Origin of the sequence: uncultured Sphingomonas sp. (genome assembly GCF_937871615.1) — a bacterium.
Classification (GTDB): domain Bacteria; phylum Pseudomonadota; class Alphaproteobacteria; order Sphingomonadales; family Sphingomonadaceae; genus Sphingomonas.
Genome location: NZ_CALMPA010000065.1, coordinates 1 through 2,194 on the forward strand (window position 1 = coordinate 1; position 2,194 = coordinate 2,194).

Sequence of the window (2,194 nt, forward strand, 5' to 3'; positions counted from 1 at the left end):
CCATCGAGGCCGCCTTCGCGCCCGCCGCCTCGCGCGCGGCGAGCGTCAGATATTGTGGCGTGCGAATACCCGCCACCACATCCTCGCCCTGCGCGTTGATGAGGAATTCGCCGTAATAGACGTTCTCGCCGGTCGAGGGATCGCGGGTGAAGGCCACCCCCGTGGCCGAGGTGTCACCCATATTGCCGAACACCATCGCCTGCACGTTCACCGCCGTGCCCCAGGTGCCCGGAATGTCGTTCAGCCGGCGATAGACCTTGGCGCGCTCCGCCTGCCACGATCCGAACACCGCGCCGACAGCGCCCCACAATTGATCGTGCACGTCCTGCGGGAAGGGCTTGCCCCATTCCGCCTCGACCAGCTTTTTGTATTCGGCGACCAGCGCCTTCCAGTCCGCCGCCGACATCTCGGTATCGAGCGTGAAGCCCTGATCCTCCTTGGCGATCTCCAGTGCTTCCTCGAACGCGCCGTGATCGAGTTCCAGCACCACATCCGAATACATCTGGATGAAGCGGCGATAGCTGTCCCACGCGAAGCGTTCGTCGCCGGAAACCTTGGCCAGCCCCTCGACCGTTTCGTCGTTGAGGCCGAGGTTGAGCACCGTATCCATCATCCCCGGCATCGACACCCGCGCGCCCGAGCGGACCGAGACGAGCAGCGGCCCCGCCCCATCGGCAGAGGCATCGCCGAATTTCTTCCCCGTCACGCCCTCGATATGCGCCAGGCCCTGCGCCACTTCAGCGCGGAGCGTCTCGGGGAATTGCTCGCCATCGTCATAATAGCGCGTGCACATCTCGGTGGAGATGGTGAAGCCGGGGGGCACCGGCAGCCCGATCGAGGCCATTTCCGCCAGATTCGCGCCCTTGCCGCCAAGCAGAAACTTGTCGCCCTTGCCCCCATCGGAAACACCACCACCGAACCGATAGACGTATTGCGTCATCTTCCATCCCCAAGTGTCTGTTTTCGCTGCGGACGCGAAATAGATAGGCCGATCATGCAGGATCGAGGGGGTCTTACCCCTCGATCTTCGAGAAATCCGCGACGCTGTGCACCGCAGCACGAACGCGCGCAAGCAATGCGAGCCGCGCGGCGCGCTTCACCTGATCGGCGTCGTTCACCGTCACCGCATCGAAGAACACGTCGATCGGCGCGCGCAGCGTGGCAAGCGCGGCCATCGCCGCCTCGAAATCCTCGTTCGCCACCGCATCGGCGGCGGCGGGCTCCGCCGCATCGAGCGCCGCCTCCAGCGCGGCCTCGGCTGGCTCGGGGGTGTATCCCGCCCCCACTTCGTCATTCCCGCGAAGGCGGGAATCCAGAGACGCCGACGCTGCGACTCCCGCACCAGCGTCGGGCGTCTGGCCCCCCGCCTTCGCGGGGGTGACGGCGGTGGCTGGCGCGGCATACCCTTCCTTCTTGAGGATATTCGCCGCGCGCTTGTATCCGGCGAGAAGGTTCGCGCCGTCATCGGTGGTAACGAACGATTGCAACGCATGAACCCGCGCGAGCAGCCGGACGAGATCGTCCTCGCCCCCCAGCGCGAACACCGCGTCGATCAGGTCATGACGGACACCCGCTTCGCGTTGCTGGACCTTGAGGCGGTCGGCGAAGAACAGCATACCATCGTCGCTAATTCTATAGAGATTCTCGGTATCCTGCTTCGCCTTTTCAATCACCTGCTCTTCGGCGTCAGCACGGATTGCTCGATAAAATTCAACAGCAACATCTTTTCCCATCCCAATAACGCGAGACAGGTCACCAAATGTCCGATTAGCAACTATTGTTGGATCAATCTGCTTACCGAATGGCTGTCGAAAAGTTGCTTCAACAAAAGCAGCTCGCAAATCGAATCGCAGTCCGTTCGACTGGATAATAGCGAGAACCCCCAGCGCGGCTCGACGTAACGCAAACGGGTCTTTCGAACCTGTTGGCCTCTCGTTTTCCGAGAAAAAACCGGCAATCGTATCCAGCTTATCCGCCAACGACACTGCCACCGTAACCGGCGCGGTGGGCACCTCATCGCCCTGCCCGACCGGCTTGTAGTGATCGCGGATCGCCTCGGCGACTTCGCGCGGTTCGCCCTGCGCGGTGGCATAATAGCCGCCCATCAGGCCCTGCAGCTCGGGGAATTCGCCCACCATCCCGGTGACGAGATCGGCCTTGGCCAGCCGCGCGGCGCGTTCGGCCATGTCGGCGA

2 protein-coding genes are annotated in these 2,194 nt (G+C 63.2%); both read right to left on the reverse strand.

The genetic code is table 11. The annotated features are described in order from the left end of the window. Positions 1–940: PEP/pyruvate-binding domain-containing protein (locus Q0316_RS17735; RefSeq protein WP_298674764.1), on the reverse strand; the 940-nt coding region annotated here is incomplete at its 3' end. A 73-nt stretch (positions 941–1,013) separates the two neighbouring features. Further along, on the reverse strand, positions 1,014–2,194 hold a 1,181-nt coding region (locus Q0316_RS17740), incomplete at its 5' end, for a glycine--tRNA ligase subunit beta (protein WP_298674768.1).